At 37.0% G+C, this 16,094-nt stretch carries 16 protein-coding genes and 1 pseudogene; 4 read left to right on the top strand and 13 right to left on the bottom strand.

All coding sequences use genetic code 11. The annotated features are described in order from the left end of the window. Nucleotides 1–60 precede the first annotated feature (60 nt). Nucleotides 61–798: a pirin family protein gene (locus tag ACFSFY_RS07455; protein WP_381536752.1), complete on the bottom strand. Its 738-nt coding sequence runs from the start codon at nucleotides 796–798 to the stop codon at nucleotides 61–63. Nucleotides 799–1,080: 282 nt separating this feature from the next. Here ACFSFY_RS07455 and ACFSFY_RS07450 point away from each other — a divergent pair, with 282 nt between their 5' ends. Both ACFSFY_RS07450 and ACFSFY_RS07445 read left to right on the top strand, forming a co-directional pair. Further along, nucleotides 1,081–1,791 (top strand): anthrone oxygenase family protein, encoded by a 711-nt coding sequence (locus tag ACFSFY_RS07450; protein ID WP_381536750.1) that lies wholly within the window; start codon nucleotides 1,081–1,083, stop codon nucleotides 1,789–1,791. Nucleotides 1,792–1,870: 79 nt separating this feature from the next. Next, the gene (locus ACFSFY_RS07445) at nucleotides 1,871–2,290 is read left to right on the top strand and encodes a MarR family winged helix-turn-helix transcriptional regulator (protein WP_381536749.1); all 420 of its coding nucleotides are present in this window, start codon (nucleotides 1,871–1,873) and stop codon (nucleotides 2,288–2,290) included. Between the two features lie 64 nt (nucleotides 2,291–2,354). Here the strand turns inward: ACFSFY_RS07445 and ACFSFY_RS07440 are convergent, their stop codons facing one another. Both ACFSFY_RS07440 and ACFSFY_RS07435 read right to left on the bottom strand, forming a co-directional pair. Further along, nucleotides 2,355–2,663 (bottom strand): GNAT family N-acetyltransferase, encoded by a 309-nt coding sequence (locus ACFSFY_RS07440; protein ID WP_381536915.1) that lies wholly within the window; start codon nucleotides 2,661–2,663, stop codon nucleotides 2,355–2,357. Further along, nucleotides 2,658–2,873 (bottom strand): annotated as a pseudogene (locus tag ACFSFY_RS07435) ((4Fe-4S)-binding protein); the annotation flags it as partial. The gene ACFSFY_RS07440 and the pseudogene ACFSFY_RS07435, both read right to left, overlap by 6 nt. 288 nt (nucleotides 2,874–3,161) lie before the next feature. Here ACFSFY_RS07435 and ACFSFY_RS07430 point away from each other — a divergent pair. After that, complete coding sequence (locus ACFSFY_RS07430) at nucleotides 3,162–5,285, top strand: type IA DNA topoisomerase (RefSeq protein ID WP_381536747.1); 2,124 nt, start codon at nucleotides 3,162–3,164, stop codon at nucleotides 5,283–5,285. 79 nt (nucleotides 5,286–5,364) lie between these two features. After that, the gene (locus ACFSFY_RS07425; protein WP_381536745.1) at nucleotides 5,365–5,694 is read left to right on the top strand and encodes a DUF3889 domain-containing protein; all 330 of its coding nucleotides are present in this window, start codon (nucleotides 5,365–5,367) and stop codon (nucleotides 5,692–5,694) included. A 270-nt stretch (nucleotides 5,695–5,964) separates the two neighbouring features. Here ACFSFY_RS07425 and ACFSFY_RS07420 read toward each other — a convergent pair whose 3' ends face one another. From ACFSFY_RS07420 to ACFSFY_RS07375, 10 genes are all read right to left on the bottom strand, one after another. Next, a complete protein-coding gene (locus ACFSFY_RS07420; RefSeq protein ID WP_381536743.1) occupies nucleotides 5,965–6,501 on the bottom strand; it encodes a helix-turn-helix domain-containing protein in 537 nt (178 codons plus the stop codon). Between the two features lie 16 nt (nucleotides 6,502–6,517). Beyond that, a complete protein-coding gene (locus ACFSFY_RS07415; protein ID WP_381536741.1) occupies nucleotides 6,518–7,273 on the bottom strand; it encodes an ABC transporter ATP-binding protein in 756 nt (251 codons plus the stop codon). Then, the gene (locus tag ACFSFY_RS07410; RefSeq protein WP_381536739.1) at nucleotides 7,239–8,228 is read right to left on the bottom strand and encodes an ABC transporter ATP-binding protein; all 990 of its coding nucleotides are present in this window, start codon (nucleotides 8,226–8,228) and stop codon (nucleotides 7,239–7,241) included. Before ACFSFY_RS07410 ends, ACFSFY_RS07415 begins: the two co-directional genes overlap by 35 nt. A gap of 12 nt (nucleotides 8,229–8,240) precedes the next feature. Next, the gene (locus ACFSFY_RS07405; protein WP_381536736.1) at nucleotides 8,241–9,110 is read right to left on the bottom strand and encodes an ABC transporter permease subunit; all 870 of its coding nucleotides are present in this window, start codon (nucleotides 9,108–9,110) and stop codon (nucleotides 8,241–8,243) included. A gap of 12 nt (nucleotides 9,111–9,122) precedes the next feature. Continuing rightward, nucleotides 9,123–10,127, bottom strand: a complete 1,005-nt coding sequence (locus ACFSFY_RS07400) for an ABC transporter permease (protein WP_381536734.1) — start codon at nucleotides 10,125–10,127, stop codon at nucleotides 9,123–9,125. A 185-nt stretch (nucleotides 10,128–10,312) separates the two neighbouring features. Next, nucleotides 10,313–11,914, bottom strand: a complete 1,602-nt coding sequence (locus ACFSFY_RS07395; protein ID WP_381536732.1) for an ABC transporter substrate-binding protein — start codon at nucleotides 11,912–11,914, stop codon at nucleotides 10,313–10,315. A gap of 17 nt (nucleotides 11,915–11,931) precedes the next feature. After that, nucleotides 11,932–12,930 (bottom strand): dipeptidase, encoded by a 999-nt coding sequence (locus ACFSFY_RS07390; RefSeq protein ID WP_381536730.1) that lies wholly within the window; start codon nucleotides 12,928–12,930, stop codon nucleotides 11,932–11,934. 256 nt (nucleotides 12,931–13,186) lie between these two features. After that, nucleotides 13,187–13,594 (bottom strand): hypothetical protein, encoded by a 408-nt coding sequence (locus ACFSFY_RS07385; RefSeq protein WP_381536728.1) that lies wholly within the window; start codon nucleotides 13,592–13,594, stop codon nucleotides 13,187–13,189. A gap of 74 nt (nucleotides 13,595–13,668) precedes the next feature. Beyond that, the gene (locus ACFSFY_RS07380) at nucleotides 13,669–15,048 is read right to left on the bottom strand and encodes a HAMP domain-containing sensor histidine kinase (RefSeq protein WP_381536726.1); all 1,380 of its coding nucleotides are present in this window, start codon (nucleotides 15,046–15,048) and stop codon (nucleotides 13,669–13,671) included. Beyond that, nucleotides 15,045–15,719, bottom strand: a complete 675-nt coding sequence (locus tag ACFSFY_RS07375) for a response regulator transcription factor (RefSeq protein ID WP_381536724.1) — start codon at nucleotides 15,717–15,719, stop codon at nucleotides 15,045–15,047. The genes ACFSFY_RS07380 and ACFSFY_RS07375 overlap by 4 nt, the downstream gene beginning before the upstream one ends. Nucleotides 15,720–16,094 lie beyond the last annotated feature (375 nt).

The raw sequence follows: 16,094 nt of genomic DNA, 5'->3' as shown, positions 1-16,094 counted from the left end.
TTAACCTCGTCAAGTGCTTCTAACATTTGTCACTCGGGAAAATTTCACCTCTACCTATTACTAGTTCTTCAAGCCACTAATTGTCCCATCCATAGACATTGAAGCATTCATATCTACAAAGAACAATACGATTGTAGTGTCTTCATTCGCAACTAGGGGTGGTAATGGATTGACTAAATCCGTTAACGCTTCTTGTTTACCAATTGTGAGATTTTGAACCTTGATTTCTCCGTTCATCACGTATAAAAAAGGTGTAAGACCCAAATATGTCGGAACTACCAACTCCTCACCCGCTTTAGGATGTGCATCTAATATGTAGACTTGTTGCCTTACGTAAAGTGGTGCTTTGCTTCCTTCAGGGCCTACCATGACATACCAATCGTGATTGTCTACTGGTTTATCATGAAATTGAATTTCTGGGGAAAGATTTGTTTCATTCGGCCGGACAAAGATTTGAAGCATTTCCACCTCATCTTCATTAACCTTTTCCTCATGCCAAAAACTTGCCCCTGCATTCATCATCATTAATTTCCCACGTGCAATCGGTGCTTCAAAACCCGCAGAATCTTTATGTTGCATGACACCTGAGCCTATGTAACTTAAAATTTCATCATTGACGTGTTCATGCATTTTAACCGTTAAACCCTTTTTCATAACCGCATGATCAATAATGGCTAACGGTCCAAATGCAGTATCCGTCGTTTCGTTGCCAAGAATATCACCCGGTTGAACTCGTGTAATTGTGAATGGCCCCCTAAACGGCTGTGCATGATTCCCCGATCCAAGTTTTTGTAACAATACGAACTCCTCCTTTATCATATTATGATAATTTTACTTGAATATATTTTCTACCTAGGACTTCATTTATCTCATAAAAGTTTTATTGTATCGACCTTTTAGTATTCATTGTTCCTCATTTCCATAAAATTAGCGAGGATAAAAAAGGAAACAACTTGTTAATTCACTCTTACATCGTTTCGAAAATTTATTACTTGATAGAGTAGGAGTGTTGACATGTCACATAAATCCTTATAATGTACATGCTATGGCATGTATGCTGTGAAGGAGAAGTGAAAACACATGATTCGATTATATACAGTATTGAGATCAGCTCTGTTCTTAGCCGTTCTCTGCGTTGTGTTTATTCCATCGACAGCTCTTGCTGCTTCAGTGAATGAAACCTACACCGAGATTCAGGACAACAATTCAAAACAAATCAGCGTGCCTGAAACGGCTATGCTAAAAGCCAGTGCCAGGGGTGAAGAACTAAATAGCAAACAGGATGTACAGGATAAAGATATTTGGTCATCGATCCTTAACGTTTTTGCAGGTCTTGCTGTATTCACAACGGGTATTGTAGCTGGAACGGTCTTTGCATACGCCAACTCAGTAATGCCAGGTCTTCGTAATTCGGATGATCGTACCTTTGTTCTTTCCATTAGACACTTGACCTCATCAGTAGCCAATCCGGCTTTTCTCATCATGTCCAATGGTGCCCTAATTGCGCAAATTGGTTTTCTCGCAGTAGCCGTTTCCTTGCAGCAATTTGATAAAATCATTTTAGGTTCTATCGCTTTGATCTTTTATATCGCTACTCTACTTATCACTTTCTTAGGAAACCTTCCGCTGAATAAAGCGATTATCTCTGCTGAGCTACCTAAAAGCGAGTCTGAATGGAATCCACTAAGAGATCGATTTGAACAACGTTGGACGTTGCTGAATCACCTGCGTACCTTAACATGCATTTTGAGTGTATCTGCATTAATTGTAGCATTGCTCATTAATGAGTAGTATGAATAACCTGTTCTGATAGATAGGACATAGCAAATACAGATTGATTTCTATAAAATCTGGTCGATTGGGGTGTTACATGGATTTACACAATTTGATAGGCTTTCTTATTCATCGTACTGATGTGAAAATGACCAATTATTTTACCAAGAGATTGAAGCCTTATGATGTTACACCAGAACAATGGAGCATTATTAGTATTCTTTGCGACCAAAGCGGTACAACCCAAAAAGAATTAGCAGAAGCCATTGATAAAGACCAAACAACAGTCGTAAGAATGATTCAATCAATGGTGAGAAAAGGACTTGTAAAAAAGACTATCAATGTCCAAGATAAGCGTTCCTATTACCTTTATTTAACTGAAAAAGGTACTCAGATAAAAAAAACAGTCTTGCCTGTGGTTACAGAAGCTCATCAATCCGTTACAAGTAATTTAAGCAAAGAAGAGGTACAACAACTGCAATCTCTGTTAAACAAATTATACGCTACAGATTACTAATTATAATACAATAAAGTATGGCCCCTGTTTAAGTAAGGGGCCATACTTTATTGTATTTACTTGATTAGCGTCTCCACACATCAGCATATTCTTTTTTCTTTTCAAATTCTAATTTTGCAAACGGACATAAAGGTATAATCGTTTTACCTTCTTCCCGTGCTTTAGTAACAACTTCTTTTACAAGGGCTTGTGCAATACCTTTCCCTCTTAAGGAATCATCAACAAATGTGTGATCGATAATAAAGAATTGATCATTAGGACGAGTAAAAGTAATTTCGGCAATTAATTGTTTCTCTGCATTTTCCAAGTAATATCGATTCTCGCCTTCTAAAAACGCAACCTTTTCAGTAGCTTCTTTCTTTATATAACGCAACGCCCCAGATGGACATGCATCAATCACCTTCATTACTTGCTCTGCTTCTCCGTTGTCGGGCAAAATCCACGGTTTTCTTTTCGGGTCAAAAACTTCCTTGTTCCCTCTAACGCAAACCGCTGCATGTTCACATTTTTCTATCGAATAAAAAATATCGATCTCCGAACCTTCATATTTTCTATAGCCTTCATTTAAGTTCTTCTCTTCCATTCTATCCATCCTCCTATGATTAATTATGTTGTACAATATAGAGATACTACTATAAATAACATTCTATTATGGTAATACACTCCACTTATAAAAACCATATAATAACCAAATTAATAATTCCACAGACTATCTGTCTATACCCATAATAAATATGACTTAAACTGCTTGCCCTCTATGCAAGTAATAACTATGGCCATTGGTATCGTCTTGATTAAGATGGAAACCTACTCTAATTATGCGATACTAGAGATATGAAGATATACAGAATTAAAGAAATGAGGTGTGGTCATGAAACCAGTAATTTTAGCTGAAAAACCAAGCCAAGGAAAAGCATATGCGGATGCCTTTAAAGTTAAGCGCCACGAAGGTTATTTAGAGATATTACCTTCACCTATTTTTCCAGTTGGTGCATACATTACTTGGGGAATCGGCCATCTTGTGGAACTTAAAGAACCAAAAGCATATGACCCGAAATGGACAAAATGGTCCCTGGCCAGCTTACCAATTCTTCCAGATCGCTACGAATTTCAAGTGGCCAAAGGTAAAAGCAAACAGTTTAATACAGTGAAAAAGTTGATAATGGCTACAGATACCGTCATTAATGGTTGTGACGTGGACCGCGAAGGATCTAATATCTTTTACAGTATTTTCAATCAAACCGGTGCAAAAAACAAGACGATTAAACGGCTTTGGATCAATTCACTTGAGGTCGATGAAGTACGGAAAGGCTTCAGTAATCTTCTTGATAATCAAAAAGACCTGCTCATGTACGAAGAAGCAAAGGCTCGTCAAATCAGTGACTGGCTTGTCGGAATGAACGGCTCACGTCTATACACACTGTTACTGCAAAAGCGTGGACTGCGAGATGTTTTTTCAATAGGACGCGTACAATCACCAACTGTTTACCTAATTTATCAAAGACAAAAAGATATTGATGATTTTGTTTCTGAACCTTTTTTCGAAATTGAGTCAACTTTTACAGCAGAACATGGGCAGTATAAAGGAAAAGCAAAAGCGAAAGATCAAAATAAAGATGTGATTGTTGCGCTTCTTAGAAAACATGAACTCAGTCCGAAATCACCAGGCATTGTTGCATCAGTGAAACATGTCGAAAAACGCACGCCACCTCCCCAACTTCATTCATTATCGACGTTGCAAGCAAAGGCAAATCGTTTGTGGAAAACAAGCCCTGCGAACGTTTTAAAAATTATGCAAGGGTTATACGAAAAGAAAATTGTCACCTATCCAAGAACCGATTCACGTCATATTACACCAAGCGAATTTTCTTATCTTGCGGGACAAGTTGAAGAGTATCAGAAAGTGATCAATCATCCTTTCACTGTTGCATCCCTTGCTCCGAAAAAGCGCTTTGTTGACAGTTCAAAAGTACAAGAACATTACGCAATCATTCCGACGAAGAAAATTCCTTCACAAGCAGTATTAGCCGGATTATCTACTGATGAACGGAACTTATACGAAGAAGTTGTTCGGACGACTCTTGCTATATTCCATACAGATTATCTATATACTGAAACAAAAGTAACGACTGATGTAAATGGACTCCCTTTTTTCACAACTGGGAAAACGGAACGTGACAAAGGTTGGAAAGCATTGTTTTCTCGCTCGGAAAAAGAATCTGAGAAAGACGACACAGCATTACCACCACTTCATCAAAATGAGCCGGTTCAAAGCAATATTGGTATTAAAGAAGGAAAAACAATGCCACCGAAACCGTATACGGAAGGCCAACTTATCGCGATGATGAAGACCGCAGGAAAACTTGTTGAGGATAAAGAAGAGACCGATATACTAAAAGAAATTGAAGGGCTCGGCACAGAGGCAACACGAAGTGGGATTATCGAAACAATTAAGAGACATGATTATATTCAAGTAAAGAAAAATATTGTTTCCATAACGGATAAAGGCCGAGTATTATGTCAGGCAATTGAGGGGAACCTTCTCGCGAGTCCTTCCATGACTGCTAAATGGGAGACATATTTGCGTAAGATTGGTACTGGAGAAGGAACACCAGAACATTTCCTTGGAAACATTTCAAAATTCATTTTCAAATTACTAGAAGATGTACCAAAACAACTTAACTCACAGAATATAGTTATGAACACTACAGCAACTCCGCGCCCTAAACGAGATGGCGATGTTGCTCCGTGTCCAAAATGCAAAAACGGCGTTATTGTTGATCGAAAAAAATTTTACGGATGCAGTGCCTACGCATCCGGTTGTAAGCAAACATTCCCATCTATTTTTTTAGAAAAGAAGCTTACAGCAAAACAGGTCGAACTTCTTTGTACGAATGGAAAAACAAATGTAATTAAAGGATTCACCTCAAATGCAGGCAAAAAATTTGATGCGAAACTAATACTAGTCAATGGTAAATTAGAATTCGAGTTTTAACTTTTTAAGAAATTTTCACTTCTATTTTGAATGATTTTATGTAAACGACTCATCCTATATCAAAGGAGATGAGAACGTTTTGCATAAAACATTTCTTGCACTTGGGATCATTATGACATCAAACTCTGTGCCAATAGATCTCCCGGCACTTGAACTTGCGCAATTAGAATTACCCGCCTATGCGAAATGGGGAAGACTAGCCGTGAAAGAAACACAATTGAAATATCCCCACGCAAACATTATTGATTACCTGCATGAAGGTAATGAAACAAAGGAGCACTCTGTTATTGAAAAGTTTAAACTTTGGTTAAAAGATGGTAATCATGAATTCGGTGTCTTTGTAAGAATCGAGTATTCCATTGAAACTGAAAAAGTGATGAACATTCAATTTACAGAAACGGTTAAGTAAGTTTTCAACATAGAGGTAATTCTTAGTACGCATCTCCTTCGAAACTCGATTACCTTTATTTCAACAAAAGAAGAGACTTAAACAATGCTTTTCATTGTTTAAGTCTCTTCTTTAATTTATTTTATTTGTTTCGTCAAAAATTCCATTTCCCAAGCAATATTTATATTGAAGGAATCTAAACGGGTCGAACAACAAATGTATCCATACTGTCATACGCACCATGACCATGACCTGAACATTGGTATTACTCTGCGCGAGGAAACTTTACGCTTAAAAACTTGCTGGAGTCATAGCCCAAAGCGATATAGATGGTTTATCAGTGTGATTCATGAAACGATGCGGGATTGTACTTTTATAATGTATACTATCACCTGTATGTAATAGGTATTCTTCTTCCCCTAAGATTACAGTAAGTTGTCCTTCAATCACAAACCCACACTCCTCTCCATGGTGTGTAATCTGCTTGCGGTCTTCCTGACCAGGATCTAACTCGATTAAGAGCATTTCAAGGTCTGTTTTAAGACTAGGTGTTAGTAACTGATACTTCACCTTTGAATTTGGCAGCATCATTGTTTTACGGTTTTCCTGACGAACAACCCTATTGGCTTCTTCTGTTTCCGCAAATAAAGAGGCAATCGTAATATTCAAACCTTGGCACAACTTGTACAATGTTGTCATTGTGGGATCAGACTTATTACGTTCAATTTGACTAATCATCCCAACACTTACTTCCGAGATGTTGGATATTTCTTGTAATGAGAGTTTTTTCTCTAAACGAATTTCCCGTAGTCTACTCCCTTCGAACATAAAGTTAACCTCCCTTTTATTTAGACAGTTGTGGTAACGAAGCAAATAATGTTTTTGTGTATTGTTCTTTAGGAAACTTAAATATTTGCTCAGTCTCGCCTTCTTCAACCATTTCACCATGAAATAAAACACCAATTCTATCACTCATATAACGAATAACAGACATATCATGCGAAATAAACAAGTATGTTAAATTTAGTTCTCTTTGTAACGTTTTAAGTAAATTTAAAATTTGTGCCTGAACTGATACATCAAGTGCTGATGTCGGTTCATCCAAAATAATAAACTCGGGATCAGTAATGATTGCTCTTGCAATCGCTATTCTCTGTCGTTGGCCTCCCGAAAACTCATGGGGATAACGTTCCAAATGATCCTCGTTCATACCTACTTGTCTCATTAAAGTAGCAAGATATTCCTTACTCATTTTTTCTTTACGTTGCTTAAATGGTAAAGCCCGTACTGGCTCCGTAACTATATTACGAATACTTAGACGTGAATCTAACGAGGATTGAGGATCTTGAAAAACAATTTGCATTTTCCCTGGGCTTGGCCTTATGAATTTATTTTTACTGTCCCAAAGATCTAAGCCTTCTAATTGAATGGAACCGCTTGTAGGATTTAGTAATCCAATGATCATATTGCCGATCGTACTTTTCCCAGATCCAGATTCACCTACTAACCCAAAGGTTGTTCCCTTTTCTATATGAATGGAAACGTTATTTACAGCCTTTAGACCATCAAATTGTTTGCATAGGTTCTTTATTGCGAGCATTTTTCCCAGCCTCCCAACAAGCAACATTATGTTCCGCGTTTAATTGGTTCATTTTTGGTGCAACGATACATTTGTCAGTTCGAATTGGACACCGGTCATAAAACACGCAGCCCTTTGGTCGATTTCGAGGGTTAAAGGATTCGCCTTGTAAGATCTTTAGTGGTTCATCCGCCGGCTTACCTTCTGGAAGTGATTCAATTAACCCTTTTGTATAAGGGTGCTCAGAATGATATAAAACTTCTTCTGTAGTACCTTTCTCTACAATCTTTCCACCATACATCACGTAAACACGATCACATATATTCGCAACTACACCGAGGTCATGTGTTATGAGCATAATACTCGTATCTTTTGTATTTGATAAATCTTTCATCATCTTTAAAATCTCCGCTTGAATGGTTACATCAAGTGCTGTGGTTGGTTCATCCGCAATGAGGAGTTCTGGCGGTGAAGACATTGCCAATGCAATGACAACCCTTTGCAACATCCCTCCGCTTAACTGAAAGGGATATTTATGATATACATCTTCCGGATTATAAATTTGAACATCCCTTAAAGCATCAATAGTCATTTCTTTGCTCTTCTTTTTGTTTAATTTTCGATGTTTTCTAATTACGTTTGAAACTTGTTTCCCTATTTTCATTGTTGGGTTAAGAGCCGCCATTGGTTCTTGAAATACCATGCCGATTTCTTTACCTCTTAAATAACCTAGCTCTTTTTCAGATAACGGTAGTAGGTTCTTTCCTTTATAAAGAATCTCTCCCTTTGTTACATTTGCATTTTTATCTAACAACCCCAGAATTGATAGGGCCGTTACCGACTTACCAGAACCCGATTCTCCCACAACTCCAACTATTTCGCCCTTATTTATTTCTATACTAACGTCCTCTAGTACATCGGTATTCCCATAGATACTTGAAAAAGAGACCGCCAGATTCTTTACTTGAAGAAGCATTTACAACCCCCCTTATTTTAATGATTTAGGATCTAAAAGGTCTCGAAAACCGTCACCGAGTAAATTAAAACTAACAGATGCTAAAAATATAGCGATTCCAGGAAAAGTTGCATACCACCATTGATCCAGGAAGTATTCCCATCCAGTATGTATCATGGAACCCCATTCAGGAGTTGGTGGTTGCGCACCTAGGCCCAAGAATCCTAAAGTTGCGATTAATAAAATAGCATCTCCTAAATCAAGTGTGACTTGAATTATGACTGGTGTAATGACATTCGGGATGATATGTCTCGAAATAATCCACATATCCGAAAGTCCAAATGTTTTTGCTGCTTTAACATATAATTTCTCTCTAACTACTAAGGTTTCACTTCTAGCTAAACGTACAAACACAGGAATTTTCACAATTGCTATAGCAAGCATCGCATTAAATAAGCTTGGCCCGAGTGCCGCTGTTAACGCCATTGCTAAAACTAGTGTAGGGAATGCAAGAATCACATCCATAATCCTCATAATTACTTGCCCTATTTTGCCTCCGACATAACCTGCGAATGCACCAATTACTGTACCAATAAGCCCCGCAATAACAACTACTGAGATACCCATACCAAGCGATAAACGCGCACCATAAGCTACTCTCGTCAGTAAATCCCTACCGACTTCATCTGTTCCAAACCAATGTGAAGCACTCGGTGGTTGTAAACGCTCTTTCATATTAATCATTTCAGGATTATAAGGTGTTATTATTGGAGCAAAAATAGCGAGGAAGATAAACATAACGAGCACACTTCCTCCAATTAAGGTCAATGGATTCTTACGAAAACGATACCAGTTTAACTTTAGCTGGGATGGTTGTTTTAAGACTACTGTTTGTGCTTCCACTAGTTACCCTCCTCACTCTCTAATTTGTGGATCTAGTACTAAGTACAAAAGATCAATGATCAAATTAATGATTACATAACCAATTGCAATGAAAATTGTAAAGCCCATTATTGCTGGAAAATCCAAATTACCAATAGAATCCACAACATATTTACCCATACCAGGCCAGTTAAATACGATTTCTGTAATTACCGCTCCACCCAATAATGCACCAAATGAAACACCGATTACTGTAATCGTTGGAATAAGTGAATTTCTCAAGGCATAACGAATGATTAGTGTCCAACTCGATAACCCGTTTGCTCTTGCTGTACGGATATAATCCTGATTTAAAACATCAATCATTGACGACCGAACTTGACGTGTAATCGTCGATAATTGCACATAGGATAAAATAACTGCCGGCAAAATCAGATGCCAGACAGCGCTTTTAAATGCTGCAAAGTTTCCAGACAACAGACTATCAATCGTATAAAGACCTGTTATTGTAGGCGGACGAGCCATAAGAAGGTCAAATCTTCCCGATGAAGGAAACCATCCCAGTTTTCCATAAAAAATTAAGATAACAATAAGCCCACTTAGAAAGACCGGTGTAGATACGCCCGAAATTGAAAATATTCTTCCAATGTAATCAATTTTAGTATTATTATAAACCGCAGTTAAAACACCAATGATTACTCCAAAAAAAATGGCGATTAAAAATGCAAAAACAACCAATTCCAAGGTAGCAGGAAAGTAGCTAAGAAGGTCATCCATCACTGGCTGTTGTGTGCGAATAGATGTACCAAAATCTCCTTTAAATAACCCCTTTACATAATTAAAGTACTGGGTGAATAGCGGATCATTTAACCCCATTTGCTCTCTAACCTTTTCGTATGTTTCTTGACTCGCACGTTGTCCAACAATCATTCGGGCTGCATCCCCCGGAATTATATTAGATATTGTAAAGGTAATTAAACTTACACCAAATACTACAAATATAAGCATGATCATTCTGTCTTTTATGACTTTTAACATAGCCTCGTCATCACCTTCTTAAAGTTTATTAGAGAGTGTATAATATTTAATTTAAATAATAGCAAATAGGAAGATCTTTTCTGTGAAGAATTGAGTCATCATAACCAATACTAGAAAAGAGAGCTTCCTATGATTTTTCAATACGAATCGTGCTCATATATATAGAGTACAAACTTTACTTTCTTTTATTTAGACATATCCTGTAAATTATAAATACCTTCCAACATCGGATTATAAATAAAACCCTTCACGTTGTCTCTCATTGGTAATACGAAGTCTTTTTGAGCAAGATAAATGTAAACTGCATCATCTACGATAATTTCTTGTGCTTTTTTATATAGGTTTTCCCTTTCTCCCTGGTCACTAATAGAAGCGGCTTCTTTAACTAACTTATCTACTTCCTCATTTTTATAGAAAGACCGGTTACCAGCAAGTCCCCAGTTATCTGAGTCAAACCAATAGTTCATGAACATAAATGGATCCCCATAGTCCGGGCTCCAAACTCCTAAAGACAAATCAAATTCTCCAGTGTCAATCTGTTCGCGCATTGTTGCATAGGCAACTTTATTAAGATTTAGTTTCACACCAATTTCAGCAAGATTACTTTGTAGCACAAGAGCCAACTCTTCCCAATATGGTTTGTTATCAGAGTATAAAAGATCTAATGTTACATCACCGACATTTGCCTTTTCAAGAAGAGCTTTCGCTGCATCTACATCATACTCATACATTTCAGCATCTGGGTTATGACCCCAAAGCCCTTCAGGTACAGGCCCTTTAAACTGCTTGCCGTAACCTTGCATGATTTCATCAATTACTGAGCCGTAGTCTACAGCATGGCTAATTGCTTTACGGAAATCTTTATTTTGCATTGCGTCGATACCTTTACCAATGTTCATATATACATAATCTACAAGTAAAGAAGGGGTATTTTCTACTTTAACTCCATCAACAGATCCTAATTTTTCAATTTGATCTGTTGGAATCCCTTCAACGATATCCACTTCCCCTTTTTCTAATCTCATTCGAGCTCCAGAAGTGTCCGAAGCTATTTGGAATATAACTGTTTTTAACTGTAACTCTGTATTACTTTCTGGATTTGCATTTAACTTATAATATTGTCCTTTTTCATATTCCTCTAATTGGTATGGCCCACTACCCATTGTATTTGCAGCCAAAAAGTTTTGTCCCAAATCCCCATCTTCCTCATGTTCCATTACTTTAGGGTTTACTATTGACCCATAATTCGCCGCAAGTGTTGATATGAATGGAGGGAATTCATTCTCAAGTTCAAATTCCACAGTATATGGATCAATAACACGGGTTTCCTTTATTATTTCATACAAACTGGAAGGCCCTTTTTCAATTTCCAACGTACGATCAAAAGTGAATTTAACTGCTTCCGCATCTACTTCTGATCCATCTGTAAACTTATGTCCTTCTTCTAAAGTAAATGTATACGTTAATCCATCATCTGAGATTTTCCAATCAGATGCTAATCCTGGTTTTACTGTAGTCTTTTCACCATCGTATTCAACAAGACGTTGATATGCAGGGTACGTTATTTTCCAAGAAGCATTATCCATAGATACTCCTGGATCGAGTGTCCCTGCTTCGGCCGGTATCGATACAATTAGTGTATCCTCTAAACCTGTCTTCTCATCTTTCGATTCTTTTGGCGCATCTGGTTTAGTTTCTGTTGATGAATCTGTATCCTTGTCCTGTGAACAGGCGCTAAGAATTAATATAAACACTAAAAACATCATCATGTATAAACGTTTTCCCATAATACTTTCATCCCCTTTTAATTTAATTGATGGATCTTTGTTAAAAATCGATAAAAATTCCAAAATGCTATTTTATTTATATCCTCAGTTGTAAAACCTCTACTCAATAGCTCTGTTAATAGATCTGGTAACTTCCCAACGTCTTCCAATCCTTTAGTCATATTTGATAAATCATCCCCTAGATCATAAGATTGAAGATAATCAACAAAATCCATACCTAAACCGACATAATCAATACCAACTAAATTTACTATATAACTTATATGATCTGCTACTTTACTCAGTGTCGGTTCTTTAGAATCAACAAATGAACCATAGGCATTAACCCCAATTAATCCACCAGTATTTGCAATCGCTTTTATTTGTTCGTCAGTCAAATTTCGTTTATGACTACAAAGTTCCTTTGCATTACTATGCGAAGCTAATATTGGTTGATTACTTATCTCTAAAACATCCCAGAATGATGTTTCATCTAAGTGAGAAACATCAATAATCCATTCGTGTTTCTGATGTTCTTCTACTACATACTTACCAAGTAAACTAAGTCCTGAATGATTATTTTCTGGATTGCCAGATCCTGTAGCAATGAAGTTTTTCTCATTCCAAGCAAAGATAGAATGCTTAATTGACTGTTGATTTAATTCATCGAATGCAAGCGTAAATTTTTCTACGTCACTGGTACCGGTCCATTCCTCTATGAATGTTAAACCTTCGATACCTAAATAAATAAAAAAGTCGTCTGCCTGATAGGCTGCTACTAAATCTTTAGGCGTAGTAATAACCTTGATTTTAGAACTCTCGCTTAAATCTTCTGTTACATATTTAAGGATTTCTAAAAAACGTTTTTTCTTATGATTTTTATATTTTGGTTCTACCCAAAAGACACCAATAATTCCAGCCACACTGCTCTTTTGTAATTTTGGTAAATGGATTCTTTCTATAACATTTTGTTCTCCCATTTCCCTTCGTAACGCAACGTCTGTAAAAATATCTGAGTGAAGATCAATAATTTTCAAATTTTAACTTCACCTCCGTTTTTAATATAGTGAAAATATTGCAATATAACAGAATAGTAGCACAATATTAGTTAGCAATCAATAGAGTTTTATTAATTACCCAACAAAAAGGCGTGATTAATCTTTAAATGAAAACGAGCCCGAACTACTAGACACTTTTTTAGAAGTGTCTAGTAGTTCGGGCTCGTTTCAAGATTTGATTATGTCAGAGCAATTACTTTGATTTCACCAAAATTTAAATCCTGTTTTATGCTTATTACTTTTTATTGTACTTTCCGTCTTTTTCAATTAAGAACGTAATAACCGCAAACAAGGCAAAGCTGATTAAGAGAATTGTTCCTCCAACGATATAAAGTATTAGTGACACTGTCGGATTCACATCAAATGGTTTCAAAAACTGAAGCCACATTCCTCCTGTAAGACCAATTGACCCGATGATCGCGGTCCATCCCTGAACTGCTACGAGCTTGATTGCCCGTACTTTGTAAATACGATAGAATACACCCCATGAAAACACAGACAACCAACCAACGAGTAGAATATGAGCATGAATTGGTTTAAATGCATATGAACCCGATCCCGCCATATGTGATCCCAAAACTGTTCCAAGTAAACCAAATAGTGCTGCTATACGAATGAGTCGAATACTCCATTTTTCTTGCATATTGAATTCCTCCTATGTTTTTAAGCTATATTCCTATTATATACGTTGATTATGAACAGAACATTAACTGGAGATTACATTGTAGGAAGTTTAACTACAAATGTTGTTCCAATTCCTTTGTTACTCACTACTTCAACCATACCGCCGTGAAGTCTTACCACTTGCTGAACAATCGATAAACCAAGGCCAGTTCCACCAATCTCCTGCGTTCTAGAGTCGTCAGCTCGGTAAAAACGATCAAAAACACGAGTAAGCTCTTTATCTTCTATACCAATACCATTATCCCTAAAGCTTATCACCGCATGGTCCTTTTCTTTCACAAGGTCAATATCAATTAACCCATCATTTTCTGTATACTTTAACGCATTGGAAAGTAGATTCTCCCAAACCTTTTCAAGAAATGCCGGATCACCTCTAAATTCGACCTCATCAATATCCATCGTTAAAGACATTCCCTTTTCCTCAAGCAACCATCTATTTCTACGAATAATTTCCTTCAGTTGAACATCCAAACGAAATAGCTTTACTTCTAAAGGAGCCGTCAACTGATCCAGTGACGTTAACAAAAGCAACTGCTTTGTTAATGATGATAATCGCTCTGTTTCATTCTGGATTACTTTTGCATAACTAGTTCGTTCTTGTTCTGCAAGATCGCTATTCATCAGTAGTTCTGCATACCCTTTAATATTAAGTAGTGGAGATTGGAAGTCATGCGATACATCACTTATAAATTCTTTACGGATTCGATCATTTTCATCAAGTTTATGTACCATAGTTTGAAAACTCTTAGCTAATTGACCGATTTCATCCCGCCTATTTATATCCAAGGTCCCAATAAATTGTTCATTACCAACCTCTTTTGCTGCTTTCGTCAGTTTTGTAATAGGCTCAATTAGTTTCTTCGCAAGAATTAACATAGAGAGTAAGCTAAAAACACCCATAACAAGTACCATTCCACCTAGAATATAATGTACTTCTGTAAAAAGCAATTTTACATCCGGACGTAAGAACAGTGCATAAGATTCTCCCTTATAATCAAAAGGAACACCCACCGTATTCGCTAATTCATCTGAAAAGAATCCTGTTACAAATGTTTCACCCGGCAACTCTTTCATCCCATGATAGCTGTTACCCTTAAGCACTTGATTTATCGAATCCTGCTTCAGGTTCTCAATACGAAACGATTTCCCATACATCGTGGACTCACTTTGTTCATTTACAACATATAGCTTATATCCTACAGATGATTGTGTTTCTAAATACTTTTTAAGATCTAACCCCTCGGTCGATTCGATATATGAAGCAATACTTTCTGCGATAAGCATATTCTTCTCATCATTTTGCCCTTTCAATTGCTGATGGTAATATGTATTCACAACAAGAAACGCTACAAGCGCACTCATAAACATAATGACAATCGTAAATCCAATAAACTTTCCATAAAGGGACCTCATATTGATGCGACCTCTAATTTGTAACCAACCCCTCGGACAGTTGCGATTGTCACCTCTCCAGTTAGGTTTTCCAATTTTCCCCGCACCCTTTTAATATGGACATTCAACGTTTGCTCATCGCCTTCATAATCATATCCCCATATACGTTCAATGAGCATATCCCTCGTGAAAACTGTATTCACCTTCGATGCCAGTACCGAAAGCAATTCAAATTCTTTTAAAGGTAGAAGAAGTACTTTCTTTCCAACAGATACCTCATAGCTTTGACGGTTAATCTTTAAAGGACCTGCTTGAATGAATACATCAACTGCTTTATCATATCTTCTTAGAATTGCATTGATTCGATAAAGTAATTCCTTTGGCTCAAATGGTTTAACAACGTAATCATCAGAACCTGCAAGAAACCCTTTTTCCTTATCCTCAAGCTCACCTTTCGCAGTTAATAATAGAACCGGAATATCTGCGTAGGCTCTAATCTTCCTAGTTAGAGTATAGCCATCCATACCCGGCATCATTACGTCCACAATCGCTAAATCAGGCAACTCTTCTTCCAAAAGTTCCATTGCTTGAAAACCATTAGTCGCCTTTTGTACTGTATAACCTGCTTGATTCAACTGAATGCTCACGAGTTCTAAAATATTCGGGTCATCGTCTACAACAAGTATCTTCATTATCGTTAACTCACCTTCCCATTCCACCTATATCGTATTATACATATTATCTATTCTGTATGTAATACATACTAAACTACAAGGATAACATCTTAGACTTAATACAATCACAGGTAACGTAATTGAACAGAGTTATCGAAAGTAATGACTTTTCCTGAAACTTAGACAATTGTTTAGGGAGGGATCACCAGTTGTGATTTTTCTTGAGCGGAGTGTTGTGAGGTTTAATGAAATTATATACTTAAATGCAACTCATGTTTGAATACAAAAAAAGCCACTACCATTAAAGGTAATGACTTCTTTAGTGCCTGGCAACGTCCTACTCTTGCAGGGGGGAACCCCCAACTACCATCGGCGCTGAAGAGCTTAACTACC

The organism is Sporosarcina siberiensis (assembly GCF_042681925.1).
Taxonomy (GTDB): domain Bacteria; phylum Bacillota; class Bacilli; order Bacillales_A; family Planococcaceae; genus Sporosarcina; species Sporosarcina siberiensis.
The sequence above is the reverse complement of the archived record's forward strand: the minus strand, read 5'-3'. Positions and strand labels throughout refer to the sequence as shown.